The organism is Thiopseudomonas alkaliphila (genome assembly GCF_001267175.1).
GTDB classification, from domain to species: Bacteria; Pseudomonadota; Gammaproteobacteria; order Pseudomonadales; family Pseudomonadaceae; genus Oblitimonas; species Oblitimonas alkaliphila.
In genome coordinates, this window is sequence record NZ_CP012358.1 from 1,111,125 (window position 1) to 1,126,516 (window position 15,392).

A 15,392-nucleotide genomic window follows, 5' to 3' on the forward strand; every position below is an offset into this window, starting at 1 on the left:
TTAGACTTATTATTGTGTTACGCATTATGGAATCGGAGGTAGATTCCAGCGCTGTACGGTGACCACCATATGGCTTTCAGCTTCATGGGTTTTACCGTCTTCAGTGACTTTAGCAATCACTTTTAAGTTACCCACGTTACTGGCCATCATCTTCCGCTCAGGGTTAGGTCCCGCGCCTGCTGGTGTAAAGACGCCTGTTTCAGCATCCATGGTTCCAGCAAAACGTAGATCCTCAGCTGCTACCGCTTTTTCATCCCAAGCATCAACTGACCAGGTGGCAGGCATTACGCCTAAACGATAAGGCTTACCTTCCGCGTTCACGGCCCAAGCTTCTGCATCAAAGCGACCTTCAACCTTTTCTACCGTGCCGCCATTACCACCTAAGCGCGCAATCGAGTAGTCAGGTAAGACTTTAATATTGTCAATCGCTTGATAAACTGCCAGCTCAGCACCTTTAGCTTTACCTACTTGCAAGCTATGGGAACCTAATTTGGCATCTGCAGCGACTTTAACCCGTACTTGCATTTGCTCAGCGCTGGCCTGCTCAACGGAAAGCACTTCAATGCCTTTACCAAAGTCAGGTTTACCACTTAAGCCAGCACCAACTAAAGTTAATACTGCTTCACTACCAGCTTTAACATAGCTTGGCTGTACTGCTAACAAACGTGTTTGGCCTTGTTGTGCGGCAACGAAGTCTAAACCACGCTCATCGTTTTTACGCTCAAACATTCGACCTTTCATTTCGCCATTAACAGCTGCAAACACCTGGCGCATCACTACGCCATCAATGGTGATATTAGCTCGCCATTCATAGCCGTTATATAAAATACCGGTACCTTCCCCAACAAATGGCTGACCGTCCGCATACTCACCTTTAACAGTGACTTTAAACTGATCATTGCCTGTTGGTTCGACAGTCATCGCACCACGCACTTCGCCTTTACCGGTGTAGTGGCCGCTAAAGCTCCACGAACCTTTCAAGCTTTCAGCCGCAGGCTTATCTTTCTGCCACTTATCCCAGTCTTTAGAATCAATTGGATAGCGCTCAGCTAACTCAGGCGCAGTTTTATTAATTGCAATATCAAACCAGTCACGATCACGCGACAGCGCTTGATATTCTAATGAAGCCCATTGACCTAAGTGGAAGTTAATCAGCTGCTGCCATTCTTTGGTTGGACGACGCTGTAAAGCCACTCGCGCTCCTGAGTGACAACGTGCGCACATTTCACCGAGTTCCTCCCCGCGGAATGACTCAACGGTATTTAAACGGCGCTCTAAAGCGTAACGTACACCCTCTGTTTCGCTAGGTGCCAAACCTTGAGTATCAGCTAAGTACTTAACCACACTACGGCGGTCTTCATTGCTAATCTCTAAGCCATGGGCAACTTGCATACGCACCACGGTCATCAACCAACCCTCAGGGGTTTTACGCTGATAACTGATGCGGCTAAGTTTTTCATCATCTTGCTTTTGATGGCAAACAGCACAGGTTTCTTGCAAGATTTGCTTCCCAGGACGCGCCTGCTCAGCAAAACTCGACGTTGAAGCTCCCATGACTGCTAATGCAAGCATAGTGGGCATCAGGCACTGCCGTAGTTGTGTCTTCATCAAGACCTCCACTTATTCTTATTCTCGTTTTAGAAATGGCAAACGCGTCACACGATTGCATCACTCCACACCTTTATTGGTAAGCGATTTTCATGCCAACTCAACACAAACCTTTTAAAATCAATTGCTTACCAAATCAAGCAATTGATTTTAAAGCACTAACTGAGTTTTTTACGATTTTTTTTAATCCAGCTGTAGCAAGTTAAAACACTTAATTCTTATTTGGAAACATGTTTTTGCTCAAGCTCTATTTAAATTACGCTAGATTCATAGAACAGCCCCTATGTGATGGGGTGCGTCAGGATCAACACTCGCTGTCTCACTTTGCGACACTGTCTTGAGCAAAGACTCACTCTGCATTAGCTCTACAACCTCAAACCGCTCGCAAGGCCATGGGTTAAGGCGGTTTAATTAGAATGGCACGCACTTTGCTTAATTCTAAGTATCACTAATAAAAAAGAGAGATTCTACTATGTCAGTACCTACACCCTCCGCTGCTACCCAAGCATTTATTAGCCAACCTATTGGCCTGTTCATCAATAATGAGTTTGTGTTTAGCGATAGCGGTAACACCCTAGAGCTCAATAACCCAGCAACTGGTGAGCATGTGGCCAGCGTAGCTCACGGTGGAATCAGTGATATGGAGCGCGCTGTCGCTAGCGCGCGTCAAGCATTTGATGATTCTGAATGGTCACGTATGCGTCCTCGTGAGCGCCAAAATTTGCTCTGGAAACTTGCTGATTTAATGGAGCGCGACGGCCAAGTATTAGCTGAACTGGAGTGTCTCAATAACGGTAAAAGCGCAGCAGTAGCCCGCGCGATGGACGTACAGCTGTGCATCGACTTTTTACGCTATATGGCCGGTTGGGCAACTAAATTAGGTGGCAGCACCGTTGAACCATCCTTACCTTTACTACCCGATGCCCACTTCCACGGCTTTACTCGTCGTGAGCCGATTGGCGTAGTCGGTGCTATTGTTGCTTGGAACTTTCCTCTTTTATTAGCTTGCTGGAAAATTGCCCCAGCCCTTGCTACTGGCTGTACCATTGTCATTAAACCAGCCGATGAAACGCCACTGAGCTTGCTCAAGCTAGCCGAATTAGTCAAAGAAGCCGGCTACCCAGCGGGTGTACTTAACGTAATCACTGGTCCTGGCTCTGTAGTTGGCGCAGCACTCAGCAGCCATCCACAGGTGAACAAGCTAACCTTCACTGGTTCAACCCAAGTGGGCCAAACCATCGGTAAAGCGGCCATGGATAACATGACCCGCGTTACCTTAGAATTGGGCGGTAAGTCTCCTGTACTGGTACTCGAAGATGCCAACTTAGAAGAAGCCATTGCTGGAGCAGCACAAGCAATTTTCTTTAACCACGGTCAAGTATGCAGCGCCGGTTCTCGCCTTTATGTACACCGCAAACATTATGAAACTGTGGTACAAGGCATTGCCGAAATTGCCAATAACATGAAGCTCGGTAACGCTATGGATCCATCCGTGGATATGGGTCCACTGATCTCTAAAAAGCAGCAAAATAGTGTGCAGCGCTTTATTGATCAAGGCCGCGCTGAAGGTGCACGTATTGTTTGTGGTGGCGAATCCTTTGGCCCAGGCTTCTTTGTTAAACCAACGGTTATTGCTGATGTAAAACAAGACAGCGAGTTGGTGCAAGAAGAAATTTTTGGCCCAGTACTGGTTTGTCAGCCGTTCGATACCTTAGAAGAAGCGGTGCAATTAGCCAATGACAACATTTATGGCTTAGGTGCTAGTATCTGGTCCAATGACCTTGCAGCCGTGCACCGTTTAATTCCACAAATTAAATCAGGCTCAGTATGGGTTAACTGCCACAGCGCTTTAGACCCAGTTCTGCCATTTGGTGGTTATAAACTTTCTGGTTTAGGTCGCGAAATGGGTGAGGAAGTCATCTCAGCTTACACTGAGCACAAATCTGTACTGATTAAAGTCTAACCCCTCAAGTAACAATAAACGAGCCAGCTATTGCTGGCTCGTTTGCGTTTAGCCAATTAACTTTCCAGTGTATTTTTCGCCCATAGGCCAGCAAAATGCGCGCAGGCCATACTGGATCCTACGTGCTGTTTCGGCCCATGCCCGTGGGCGCCAAATTGGGCATTGCCCACCTTCAAACGATAAAACTGGGCAGGTTCAGTACAACGCCCATCACTGGTGATGCTAATCACTTCAGGATAAGCCGCAGGATAAACCTTAGGCCCCATCGCAGGGCTAGAAGCCATCAATAACACCCCCAGCGCCTTTGCTCTTTGCAAGGCCGCATGCAAGCTAGGCTGCGGCTCCCTTAAACCAAGACTTAAGTTAATTAGCTCTACCTGCTGCTCTAACAACCAATCAATCCCTGCCACCACCTGCTCAACCGAGGTACGATGATCCTGATCAAATACCTGTGCTACCGCAAACTGCGTCCTGGGCTGATGCATGCGAATAATCTCGATGACTGCACTGCCATGGCCGGTAACATCAGGCTGCACAGGGGTTTGCTCTACTCCTTTAGCGGTCAGCATAAGACGTTGACTGGCAAATACATAAGACGCTTGCTCTAGGCTATAGCCACTATCGACGATGCCAATGCGCTTAAACATGACTCATCACCTTAGCTAAATTTTTCTGTGTCAATTGGCCATCACGCAAGAGCCAGCAAGCATCAGCTTGCTGCCAGGTATGACTGCGATGACTAATAACAATCCGTGTGCAGCGGGCAAATAAGCGATCGACTTCTTGCATGATACGCAGCTCTGTTGCTTCATCCACCGCTGAAGTGGCTTCGTCTAGAATCAGTAATATTGGTTGCTGTAATAATGCCCGCGCAATTGCAATACGCTGTTTCTGCCCACCTGACAACTGCTGCCCGCGCTCGGCAAGTGGAGTATCAATGCCTTGCGGTAGCTGATCAAGCAGTCCTTGCAACTGCACCTGCTGCAACACCGCTAAAATTTCTGCATCGGTCGCTGCAGGCGCCACATAGCGTAAGTTGTCCGCTAAGCTGCCACGAAACAATACAATGTCTTGGCTAACCACCGCGACTTTGCGCCGAAACGCGGCTAAATCAAACTGCTGAATATCCTGTCCATCCAGTAAAATAACCCCTTCTTGCGGCAAATAAAAGCGCTGCAATAAATCAATCAAGGTGCTTTTTCCAGCCCCTGAACCACCAACCAAGGAAATTTTTTGCCCCGCTTGAAATTGCGCGTTTACCTGAGACAAGGTCGGCTCAGCACGCCCTTGATGAGTAAAGCTCACGCCCTGCAATTCAATCCTGCCTGGTGACTCAATTGGCAACGGACGCGCTTGTTCACTCGTTACAGCAATTGGTGCTGCTTGTAACTCTTGCACCCTAGTCAGGCTGACACTCATTCGCTGAATGGAAACATATAACCCTAACAAGCTTTGTGCCGGTCCAATCACCATACCCAAATAGGTCGAAAAAGCGATTAAAGCTCCAAGCTGCCAAGTCCCTTGAATCACCCAATAGCCGCCAATAATAAAGGCCGTTGCCCGAGTAATGGAGGTCAAAAGATTGGGTACCGCCTGCGTAAAAAACTCAGTTAACTGTAAACGCAGCAATTGCTGCAAATAATTACCTGATAACTCACGCAAACGCCTAGCTTCACGCTCTTCTTGCACTGCGGCTTGAATAAATTTCATCGCTGGCAACGTTTCCACCATGAACGAAGAAATATCACTGGCCTTTTCACGTAGCGCTCGACTATTGCTTTCAACTTTACGTCGCATCCAACGCAGCCACAGCAACTCAAGCGGCACTAGCACTAAAACTAATAAAGCCAACTTCCAAGATAGGCTTACCAACAAAATAAGCGCGCCTAATAATCCTAATAGATTGGAAATTGCCGAAAATAACGCATCCACAGCAAAACGCTGAATCTCTGCCACATCGCCATCTAAGCGTGTAAACAAATCGCCCATTCGCCATTGACTATAAAAACTAGGCGACAGTTTTTGTAAGTGTTGATAGAGCGCATCACGCAACGAAAATAAAATCTGTCCAGATAATCGGGTATGCAGGTAACGACTTACACCTGATAGCACAGTGCCTAATATCCCTACACTAACCATCGCTAAAGCCACTGCCAACAAGGCATTAAAGTTGCCCGCTACCAGGCCATCATCAATCAGCATCTTAGTGAGCCACGGCTGCAACAAAGTAATGCCAGAGGCGATTAATGACAGCAGTAATAACCCATAAACAGCAGTTCGATGTGGTTTTACAAACTGGTACAGCCAGTGCAAGGCATCCGCTAATCGTGCCTGTTCTTGGCTACTAATCAGCTTTGCTAGCCAGCGCGTCATATGTTGTCCAACTGCTTTAATTTACGATATAAAGTGGCTCGGCTAATGCCTAGCTCACGCGCTGCCGCACTAACATTGCCTTCATGATTCATTAGAGCTTGGCGAATTAATTCGTTTTCATTACTACGAATGCAGGTACCAGCATCTTGCGGTAAGGCTTCTTGTAATTCTTCTAACAAAGTATCGGGTAAATCATCTAAATTAAAATACTGCTGTTCAGGCTCAGCTAGAGCAGCCAAAGTGCGCATCACCATTTCTAGCTGGCGAATATTTCCTGGCCAATGATAATCTGCAAATAAGCGCTGCAAATCAGCACTTAAGGTCACCTTAGTAAAACCTTCTCTGGCTAAAAACAACTCGCATAACTGAGATAAATCATTCCGCTGTCTGAGTGCTGGCAGCTGCATGCTCATGCCGTTAATTCGATAGTACAAATCTTCCCGAAACGATTTATCCGCAACATGTTGCCGCAAATCACGGTGAGTCGCACAGATTAAACCAATATTTAACGGCTGCTCTTGAGCCCCGCCTAAAGGAGTAAAATGACGCTCTTGCAGTACACGTAATAAACGCGCCTGTAGCTCAACAGGCATATCTCCGACCTCATCTAGGAATAATGTGCCACCCTGCGCCTGCTGCAGGCGACCAGCCATTCCGCCACGACGCGCACCAGTAAATGCCCCCTCTTTATAACCAAATAGCTCAGACTCGATTAAACCTTCAGGTATAGCTGCACAGTTAACCGCAACAAAAGGCTGCCCTGCACGACTACTTTGATTATGCAGATGACGGGCAATTACCTCTTTACCTGTACCGGTCTCACCTAATAATAAGATAGGTAAATCTTTGGCAAAACCACGCTGAGCTAGTCCTAGATTTTTTTCAAACTTTGGGTTGGCTGAAGTCAGATAGCTCGGCTGTTTTTTCACTTTAGCCGGCGCATAACTGGCTAAAGCATCGGTTTCTGGCATTTGCAAAATTTTATAAAACAACTTGCCACGTTTGGTTTTCAAGCTACCAGACAAACCTTTAGTAATCCGCTTCAGCGCGGGGACTCGTCCACCTAAAAATGTCTCGCAGGATTGCCCTAACAATAACTCCCTTGGCTGGCCTAAGAGCTCGCAGGCTGCATCATTCACGGCCATAATATGGCCATCTAAACTAACTGAGAGTAAACCCTGCCAGGGTGAATCCAAATAATTAGGACTGCAATGAAAAGCCAAACGTATATGCTCGCTTTGGCTACTGATAAACAAACGTCGGTCAATATAGCTAGCGGTTAAAGTCAGCATAAGTAAGCTGTCTTGAGTCTCAGGTAAAGCCCCTTTACGCGCCAAGCTCAAAACACCTGTTACTGCGCCGTCGGCATCATTGAGCAATACCGAAGAGCATGAATAACGCTCTAAACGCTCCAGAAAGTGTTCACCACAATTAATCAGCATAGGCTGCGCTTCGACTAGCGCAGTTCCTAAAGCATTAGTCCCACGGATACTTTCACTCCAACATACCCCTGGTGCTACATCACTGATTTCTTGCTGCTGCTCCGAACGCCCTTCCACACTTAAAATAGTCGCTTCGCGGTTCGCTAAAATAAATAACGCATCACTTTGAAAGCTAGCGAACTGCTCGGTAAGTCGCTCTAAAACAGGCTCTGCTGCATCTAATAATAATCCATTATTTTTTCTCAACTCAGCCAAGCTAATTTGCTGTTTTAGACACGAATCGGCACTGGCATTTACCCCATACGCCGTACTTCGTGCTCGCGCAGCTTTAATAATTTGTGGGTAACTTAAACGCGACCACATAGTGTTCATCATCGAGGCGGTATACCCCTGCCCAGCATCAATATCTTTTATTGTCATATTTTTAACCAGCTACTACTGAGTGCTTATGCCTTATCTTACCAACCTTAAAGAGAATCGGTTGCATAAATAGCTTAAACTTTAGATCAGCTTAAAGGGCAAAATGTTGAGTTATCGATAGTCAGGAAGGTGATCTAACTGCCAGAAAAGCAGATAGTGTAGAAAATGGCGTCCCCGAGAGGAATTGAACCTCCGACCTAGCGCTTAGGAGGCACTTGCTCTATCCGACTGAGCTACGGGGACAGGCTAAATATTTTAACAGTTAGAGGCAGTCTCTGCTGCTATAAATTTGCTTTTTAGCTCACTCAACCTAAGCTTTGATCAGGCTAAGGAAAGTAGGAGTAGCACAACGCAGGAGACGTATCACTCAAGCAAGGATGTGCGCTTAATCCATGAGAAAATGAAAAGTTAACCTTAAAAACTAATAAATCCTAAGCAAAAAAAATCCCCTGTCGCGATGTGCGTACAGGGGATTTTTTGTTTGGCGCTTGACGATGACCTACTCTCACATGGGGAAACCCCACACTACCATCGGCGATACATCGTTTCACTACTGAGTTCGGGAAGGGATCAGGTGGTTCCAACGCTCTATGGTCGTCAAGCAATTCTTTAGAAGGTCCGTTGTGGGCTGGGCAGGTGTGCCTCGGCTTTGTCGTGCCTTCGAATTAGGTATGTAATAGTAGTTGATTCGGTGTTTTGAGTTCAACTAAATTTTCGTTTGTTTGGTATCAACCAGACCCAAATTGTTTGGGTGTTATATGGTCAAGCCTCACGGGCAATTAGTATTGGTTAGCTCAACGCCTCACAGCGCTTACACACCCAACCTATCAACGTCGTAGTCTTCGACGGCCCTTTAGGGGATTCAAGATCCCAGTGAGATCTCATCTTGAGGCACGCTTCCCGCTTAGATGCTTTCAGCGGTTATCGTTTCCGAACATAGCTACCCGGCAATGCCACTGGCGTGACAACCGGAACACCAGAGGTTCGTCCACTCCGGTCCTCTCGTACTAGGAGCAGCCCCTCTCAAATCTCAAACGTCCACGGCAGATAGGGACCGAACTGTCTCACGACGTTCTAAACCCAGCTCGCGTACCACTTTAAATGGCGAACAGCCATACCCTTGGGACCGGCTTCAGCCCCAGGATGTGATGAGCCGACATCGAGGTGCCAAACACCGCCGTCGATATGAACTCTTGGGCGGTATCAGCCTGTTATCCCCGGAGTACCTTTTATCCGTTGAGCGATGGCCCTTCCATACAGAACCACCGGATCACTAAGACCTACTTTCGTACCTGCTCGACTTGTTGGTCTCGCAGTTAAGCGCGCTTTTGCCTTTATACTCTTAGACCGATTTCCGACCGGCCCGAGCGCACCTTCGTACTCCTCCGTTACTCTTTAGGAGGAGACCGCCCCAGTCAAACTACCCACCATACACTGTCTTCGATCCGGCTTACGGACCTGAGTTAGAACCTCAAAGTTGCCAGGGTGGTATTTCAAGGTTGGCTCCACTGCAACTGGCGTCACAGTTTCAAAGCCTCCCACCTATCCTACACAAACAACTTCAAAGTCCAGTGCAAAGCTATAGTAAAGGTTCACGGGGTCTTTCCGTCTTGCCGCGGATACACTGCATCTTCACAGCGATTTCAATTTCACTGAGTCTCGGGTGGAGACAGCGCCGCCATCGTTACGCCATTCGTGCAGGTCGGAACTTACCCGACAAGGAATTTCGCTACCTTAGGACCGTTATAGTTACGGCCGCCGTTTACCGGGGCTTCGATCAAGAGCTTCGCTTGCGCTAACCCCATCAATTAACCTTCCGGCACCGGGCAGGCGTCAGACCCTATACGTCCACTTTCGTGTTTGCAGAGTCCTGTGTTTTTAATAAACAGTCGCAGCGGCCTGGTATCTTCGACCAGCCAGAGCTTACGGAGCAAGTCCTTCACCCTAGCCGGCGCACCTTCTCCCGAAGTTACGGTGCCATTTTGCCTAGTTCCTTCACCCGAGTTCTCTCAAGCGCCTTGGTATTCTCTACCCGACCACCTGTGTCGGTTTGGGGTACGGTTCCTAACTATCTGAAGCTTAGAAGATTTTCTTGGAAGCATGGCATCAACCACTTCATCCTCATAAGAGGACTCGTCATCAGCTCTCGGCCTTAAGATCCCGGATTTGCCTAAGATCTCAGCCTACTGCCTTAAACACGGACAACCAACGCCGCGCTGGCCTAGCCTTCTCCGTCTCTCCATCGCAATAGTTAGAAGTACAGGAATATTAACCTGTTTCCCATCGATTACACTTCTCAGTCTCACCTTAGGGGCCGACTCACCCTGCGTCGATTAACGTGGCGCAGGAAACCTTGGTCTTTCGGCGTGGAAGTTTTTCACTCCCATTATCGTTACTCATGTCAGCATTCGCACTTCTGATACCTCCAGCAAGCTTCTCAACTCACCTTCACAGGCTTACAGAACGCTCCTCTACCGCACACTCAAAAGAGTGCACCCGTAGCTTCGGTGTATGGTTTGAGCCCCGTTACATCTTCCGCGCAGGCCGACTCGACTAGTGAGCTATTACGCTTTCTTTAAAGGGTGGCTGCTTCTAAGCCAACCTCCTAGCTGTCTAAGCCTTCCCACATCGTTTCCCACTTAACCATAACTTTGGGACCTTAGCTGACGGTCTGGGTTGTTTCCCTTTCCACGACGGACGTTAGCACCCGCCGTGTGTCTCCCATGCTCGCACTTGCTGGTATTCGGAGTTTGCATCGGGTTGGTAAGTCGAGATGACCCCCTAGCCGAAACAGTGCTCTACCCCCAGCAGTGATACATGAGGCGCTACCTAAATAGCTTTCGAGGAGAACCAGCTATCTCCGGACTTGATTAGCCTTTCACTCCGATCCACAGGTCATCCCCTAATTTTTCAACATTAGTGGGTTCGGTCCTCCAGTTAGTGTTACCCAACCTTCAACCTGCCCATGGATAGATCGTCCGGTTTCGGGTCTATACCCAGCGACTATTCGCCCTATTAAGACTCGCTTTCGCTACGCCTTCCCTATTCGGTTAAGCTTGCCACTGAATATAAGTCGCTGACCCATTATACAAAAGGTACGCAGTCACAGAACAAAGTCTGCTCCTACTGCTTGTACGCATACGGTTTCAGGTTCTATTTCACTCCCCTCTCCGGGGTTCTTTTCGCCTTTCCCTCACGGTACTGGTTCACTATCGGTCAGTCAGTAGTATTTAGCCTTGGAGGATGGTCCCCCCATATTCAGACAAAGTTTCTCGTGCTCCGTCCTACTCGATTTCACTTCTATAACGTTTTCGTATACAGGACTATCACCTACTATGGTCACGTTTCCCACCGTGTTTTACTAACGTTAAAGAAGCTTAAGGGCTGGTCCCCGTTCGCTCGCCACTACTAAGGGAATCTCAATTGATTTCTTTTCCTCCGGGTACTTAGATGTTTCAGTTCCCCGGGTTCGCCTCTTGCACCTATGTATTCAGTACAAGATACCTAACTTATGTTAGGTGGGTTTCCCCATTCAGAGATCTCCGGATCAAAGGTTATTTGCCACCTCCCCGAAGCTTATCGCAGGCTATCACGTCTTTCATCGCCTCTGACTGCCAAGGCATCCGCCGTATGCGCTTATTCACTTGACCATATAACCCCAAACAATCTGCTTCACAGCGATTATTCAAAGTCAGTCGTGAATGGTTTGATACTTTCGCCGAAAATTCGCTTGAACTCGCAAATTTTACCTTAGCCTAATCATTACCAGTGAAAGTAATGAATTAGTCTTTTTTACTTCTATCACATACCTAAATTTTTAAAGAACAGTTCTGATTAAAAAATCAGAAATCAATATTTCAATCAAGCAAAGAAATACTCATTTCTGATCTCTCGTCACAGTTACATGTAATGTATTGGTGGAGCCATGCGGGATCGAACCGCAGACCTCCTGCGTGCAAGGCAGGCGCTCTCCCAGCTGAGCTATGGCCCCAATACAACGTATTGAAGAACCGTTACCCCATCTGATAACTGACAGTGTTTATACACTGAATTTTATGTTAACCAAGGCATTTAAAGGCGAAGTTTAGTCAAACTAAACGAGGCTTTAAATAACGCAGGGTAAGATAAAATTGGTGGGTCTGGGCAGAGTTGAACTGCCGACCTCACCCTTATCAGGGGTGCGCTCTAACCAACTGAGCTACAGACCCAATTATCACTTGGGTGTAGACCCAATCGCATTACATATATAAATCAAGCAATTCGTGTGGATGCTCATGAAGACGCTGATGTCTTCGATTAAGGAGGTGATCCAGCCGCAGGTTCCCCTACGGCTACCTTGTTACGACTTCACCCCAGTCATGAATCACACCGTGGTAACCGTCCTCTCGAAAGTTAGACTAGCTACTTCTGGTGCAACCCACTCCCATGGTGTGACGGGCGGTGTGTACAAGGCCCGGGAACGTATTCACCGCGGCATTCTGATCCGCGATTACTAGCGATTCCGACTTCACGCAGTCGAGTTGCAGACTGCGATCCGGACTACGATCGGCTTTATGAGATTAGCTCCACCTCGCGGCTTGGCAACCCGTTGTACCGACCATTGTAGCACGTGTGTAGCCCTGGCCGTAAGGGCCATGATGACTTGACGTCATCCCCACCTTCCTCCGGTTTGTCACCGGCAGTCTCCTTAGAGTGCCCACCATAACGTGCTGGTAACTAAGGACAAGGGTTGCGCTCGTTACGGGACTTAACCCAACATCTCACGACACGAGCTGACGACAGCCATGCAGCACCTGTGTTAGCGTTCCCGAAGGCACCCATCTATCTCTAGAAAGTTCGCTACATGTCAAGGCCAGGTAAGGTTCTTCGCGTTGCTTCGAATTAAACCACATGCTCCACCGCTTGTGCGGGCCCCCGTCAATTCATTTGAGTTTTAACCTTGCGGCCGTACTCCCCAGGCGGTCAACTTAATGCGTTAGCTGCGTTACTAAGTTCTCAAGGAACCCAACAACTAGTTGACATCGTTTACGGCGTGGACTACCAGGGTATCTAATCCTGTTTGCTCCCCACGCTTTCGCACCTCAGTGTCAGTATCAGTCCAGGTAGTCGCCTTCGCCACTGATGTTCCTTCCTATATCTACGCATTTCACCGCTACACAGGAAATTCCACTACCCTCTACTGTACTCTAGCCTGCTAGTTTTGAAAGCAATTCCCAGGTTGAGCCCGGGGCTTTCACTTCCAACTTAACAAACCACCTACGCGCGCTTTACGCCCAGTAATTCCGATTAACGCTTGCACCCTTCGTATTACCGCGGCTGCTGGCACGAAGTTAGCCGGTGCTTATTCTGTTGGTAACGTCAAAACTTAGCGGGTATTAACCGTAAGCCCTTCCTCCCAACTTAAAGTGCTTTACAATCCGAAGACCTTCTTCACACACGCGGCATGGCTGGATCAGGGTTTCCCCCATTGTCCAATATTCCCCACTGCTGCCTCCCGTAGGAGTCTGGACCGTGTCTCAGTTCCAGTGTGACTGATCATCCTCTCAGACCAGTTACAGATCGTCGCCTTGGTGAGCCTTTACCTCACCAACTAGCTAATCTGACCTAGGCTCATCTAATAGCGCAAGGCTCCGAAGAGGCCCCTGCTTTCTCCCGTAGGACGTACGCGGTATTAGCTTACCTTTCGGCAAGTTATCCCCCACTACTAGGCAGATTCCTAGGCTTTACTCACCCGTCCGCCGCTCGTCAGCAGAGAAGCAAGCTTCTCTCTGTTACCGCTCGACTTGCATGTGTTAGGCCTGCCGCCAGCGTTCAATCTGAGCCATGATCAAACTCTTCAGTTATATTCTGATCGGGTTTTGAGAAAACCCTAAACTTGGCTCAGCAATCGCAAATATCTTTTATAAAAAAAGACAAAAATAACTCTATGAATTCACAGAGTAACTTGTGTTGCTGATAATCTTGGCGACTATCAGTCATTCATCACAAGCACCCACACGAATTGCTTGATTAACTATGTTAAAGAACGATTTGGGAGATCCAATAAAGCCGCCTAAGCAACTCAGCAATCTCAACCAAGGCCGCGCATTCTACGCTAAACCTGAACTGTGTCAAGCGTTATTTTAAATTCTTTTTCAACCGAAACTCAGAAGAAACCCAATCAAAACAACTCTTTACCACCTGCCGCTGAAGCGATGCCCCGTCGACAGGTGGCGTATATTACAGCAATTATTTCCCTTGTAAAGCCCTAAAATGAAAATAGTTTGAATTAGTTGCTGGCGGCAATTTTCTGCATAAAGGCGGCTTCTTCTACTAACAGTGCTTTAGCACTATCACGGCCTAGCACTCGTTCTTTATGTGCAACCAAGTTTGGCCAGCGCTCTGCATCGAGCTGCTCACCACCATAGGCAAAGTTAACCCAATGGGTCACCAGCGCCAAATCTGCCAAGGTTAATCGATTAGCTACTAAGTACTGTTTACCTTCCAACTGCTGCTCTAGATAATCCCAATGCTTAGGGAGTTTATTCAGAGCTGAGTCGATAGCTGCTTGGTTCACCTCCAAACCCATAGGTCTAGCTAAAACCCGATTAAAGAACACCGTAAAAGTTGCTAACGGCGCTATTTCATAATCGGCATACTTTTCAAACCAACTGATACGCGCTCGTTCCAAAGGTGTTTCACCACAGAGATTACTTTTAGAGGGATATTTATCCTCTAGGTAATGACAAATTACTGATGAGTCAGCAAAGCTCTGCTCGCCGTCTTTTAGGCCAGGAATACGACCTAAAGGACTAATCTTCCAATACCACTCGGGCACTTGACGAGGCAATACCTGCTCAAACTGATACTCAAAACCTTTTTCCAACATAAACAACCGCACTTTACGTACAAAGGGCGAAATAATCGCACCATATAAAGTCAGCTCCATAGCACTCGCTCCAGTTTTCATTTCTAAGTATGAGCTTCTTGCTCGTTCGCCCGCCTTTTTCTAACCATACTGTAGCGGAACTATTAAAAGTAAAACTAGCCTTATCGATAACGCTTTGCAATGAGTAAAGCTTCACAAAAAGAAGGAGAAATAACATGCCCAATGCCTCTTTATATAGGCTAACCACCTATTCTCGCTTTACCCAGCAGCCTTTTACTCGAGTAATCGCAGCAGGACTAACTGGCGCTTTGCTACTACAGCTAGCCGGCTGTGGCACCTTGCTTTACCCCGAACGTAAAGGTAAGTCAGGCGGACGAATTGATCCAGCCGTTGCAATCTTAGATGGTATAGGTTTGCTGTTTTGGGTAATCCCAGGCTTGGTGGCTTACGCCATCGATTTTGCCAATGGCACGATCTATCTTCCCTCCGGCAAATATGCCATTGCACCTGAGGAACTCAAGCCAGCAATTAAAGCCAACGGTGAAATTGATACCGTAACACTTGAACAAATTATTCACGCTCGCACCGGCCATAGCATTCCCTTTAATCACCCTAACTTAATTCAAGAGCAAGGCTCACCTGAAATGCTGGCTCTGCTCAATGTAAGCCCACAAGCCTAACTCTGCCCCCTAACTAATCCCAAGGAGCACTCAGTGCT

Annotated in this window: 7 protein-coding genes, 3 tRNA genes and 3 rRNA genes; 2 read left to right on the plus strand and 11 right to left on the minus strand. The window is 47.6% G+C overall.

The features are described 5' to 3' along the window. Positions 1-24: 24 nt before the first annotated feature. Complete coding sequence (gene peaA, locus AKN87_RS05340; RefSeq protein ID WP_053102716.1) at positions 25-1,608, minus strand: quinohemoprotein amine dehydrogenase subunit alpha; 1,584 nt, start codon at positions 1,606-1,608, stop codon at positions 25-27. A 472-nt stretch (positions 1,609-2,080) separates the two neighbouring features. Between peaA and AKN87_RS05345 the strand changes: the two genes are divergently transcribed. Then, on the plus strand, positions 2,081-3,571 hold the full coding sequence (locus AKN87_RS05345) for an aldehyde dehydrogenase family protein (protein ID WP_053102717.1): 1,491 nt from the start codon (positions 2,081-2,083) through the stop codon (positions 3,569-3,571). A gap of 56 nt (positions 3,572-3,627) precedes the next feature. On the opposite strand, the gene qhpE is transcribed toward AKN87_RS05345, so the two are convergent. From qhpE to AKN87_RS05395, 10 genes are all read right to left on the minus strand, one after another. Continuing rightward, positions 3,628-4,218 (minus strand): subtilisin-like serine protease QhpE, encoded by a 591-nt coding sequence (qhpE, locus tag AKN87_RS05350; protein ID WP_080995508.1) that lies wholly within the window; start codon positions 4,216-4,218, stop codon positions 3,628-3,630. Next, positions 4,211-5,944: an ABC transporter ATP-binding protein gene (locus AKN87_RS05355; RefSeq protein WP_053102718.1), complete on the minus strand. Its 1,734-nt coding sequence runs from the start codon at positions 5,942-5,944 to the stop codon at positions 4,211-4,213. The genes qhpE and AKN87_RS05355 overlap by 8 nt, the downstream gene beginning before the upstream one ends. Continuing rightward, positions 5,941-7,806 (minus strand): sigma-54-dependent Fis family transcriptional regulator, encoded by a 1,866-nt coding sequence (locus tag AKN87_RS05360; RefSeq protein ID WP_096334854.1) that lies wholly within the window; start codon positions 7,804-7,806, stop codon positions 5,941-5,943. Before AKN87_RS05360 ends, AKN87_RS05355 begins: the two co-directional genes overlap by 4 nt. A 166-nt stretch (positions 7,807-7,972) precedes the next feature. Next, positions 7,973-8,049: transfer RNA gene (locus AKN87_RS05365), tRNA-Arg, on the minus strand. A gap of 243 nt (positions 8,050-8,292) precedes the next feature. Next, positions 8,293-8,408, minus strand: a 5S ribosomal RNA gene (gene rrf, locus AKN87_RS05370). A 156-nt stretch (positions 8,409-8,564) separates the two neighbouring features. Beyond that, a 23S ribosomal RNA gene (locus AKN87_RS05375) occupies positions 8,565-11,456 on the minus strand. Between the two features lie 265 nt (positions 11,457-11,721). Next, positions 11,722-11,797, minus strand: a tRNA-Ala gene (locus AKN87_RS05380). A 140-nt stretch (positions 11,798-11,937) separates the two neighbouring features. After that, positions 11,938-12,014 (minus strand) — tRNA-Ile (locus AKN87_RS05385). 89 nt (positions 12,015-12,103) lie between these two features. Beyond that, positions 12,104-13,649: ribosomal RNA gene (locus AKN87_RS05390) — 16S ribosomal RNA — on the minus strand. The 16S, 23S and 5S rRNA genes sit together here with 3 tRNA genes alongside, the layout of an rRNA operon. A gap of 425 nt (positions 13,650-14,074) precedes the next feature. Beyond that, positions 14,075-14,734 (minus strand): glutathione S-transferase family protein, encoded by a 660-nt coding sequence (locus AKN87_RS05395; RefSeq protein ID WP_053102719.1) that lies wholly within the window; start codon positions 14,732-14,734, stop codon positions 14,075-14,077. Between the two features lie 155 nt (positions 14,735-14,889). Here AKN87_RS05395 and AKN87_RS05400 point away from each other — a divergent pair, with 155 nt between their 5' ends. Continuing rightward, positions 14,890-15,354, plus strand: a complete 465-nt coding sequence (locus AKN87_RS05400) for a hypothetical protein (protein WP_053102720.1) — start codon at positions 14,890-14,892, stop codon at positions 15,352-15,354. The last annotated feature ends 38 nt before the right edge of the window (positions 15,355-15,392 follow it).

What these genes read in the sequence shown, in the direction of transcription:
- peaA (WP_053102716.1), bottom strand. Translation starts at nt 1,608, where the DNA reads ATGAAGACACAACTACGGCAGTGCCTGATGCCCACTATGCTTGCATTA.
- AKN87_RS05345 (WP_053102717.1), top strand. Translation starts at nt 2,081, where the DNA reads ATGTCAGTACCTACACCCTCCGCTGCTACCCAAGCATTTATTAGCCAA.
- qhpE (WP_080995508.1), bottom strand. Translation starts at nt 4,218, where the DNA reads ATGTTTAAGCGCATTGGCATCGTCGATAGTGGCTATAGCCTAGAGCAA.
- AKN87_RS05355 (WP_053102718.1), bottom strand. Translation starts at nt 5,944, where the DNA reads ATGACGCGCTGGCTAGCAAAGCTGATTAGTAGCCAAGAACAGGCACGA.
- AKN87_RS05360 (WP_096334854.1), bottom strand. Translation starts at nt 7,806, where the DNA reads ATGACAATAAAAGATATTGATGCTGGGCAGGGGTATACCGCCTCGATG.
- AKN87_RS05395 (WP_053102719.1), bottom strand. Translation starts at nt 14,734, where the DNA reads ATGGAGCTGACTTTATATGGTGCGATTATTTCGCCCTTTGTACGTAAA.
- AKN87_RS05400 (WP_053102720.1), top strand. Translation starts at nt 14,890, where the DNA reads ATGCCCAATGCCTCTTTATATAGGCTAACCACCTATTCTCGCTTTACC.